Origin of the sequence: Mesorhizobium sp. GbtcB19, assembly GCF_019091085.1 — a bacterium.
GTDB lineage: Bacteria > Pseudomonadota > Alphaproteobacteria > Rhizobiales > Rhizobiaceae > Mesorhizobium.
In genome coordinates, this window is the sequence record NZ_JAGXJY010000166.1 from 1 (window position 1) to 309 (window position 309).

General features: G+C 33.7%; 1 protein-coding gene. It reads right to left on the reverse strand.

What is annotated here, in order from left to right:
• Positions 1-37: 37 nt before the first annotated feature.
• On the reverse strand, positions 38-309 hold a 272-nt coding region (locus KVT37_RS32060), incomplete at its 5' end, for a hypothetical protein (RefSeq protein ID WP_217579005.1).

Consider the following 309-nt stretch of genomic DNA (forward strand, 5'->3'; position numbering starts at 1 on the left):
CAGTGCACATAATGTAGTGACTAAAAACTTTTTCATTTTACAACACCCCTTCTGTTATTAAAACGCGCTTTGGAAGCTGCGCGTATAGTAGTCTTCCTGATTTTTCGAATTTTTCTAAAGATTCCCTCGACAATATTGTATCATTCTCAATTCTGGAAAGATAGTACATTTGAAAAGCTGATAAACCTTTTTCCCTCAGCCTACCCAAAATTTCATACCCTTTTTTCTTATCCCCGTATAAACATTCATAATAAGCTAAATCACCATCACTAATACAAGCAAAATCTATTTTTTCTAAGTTAAAGCCGA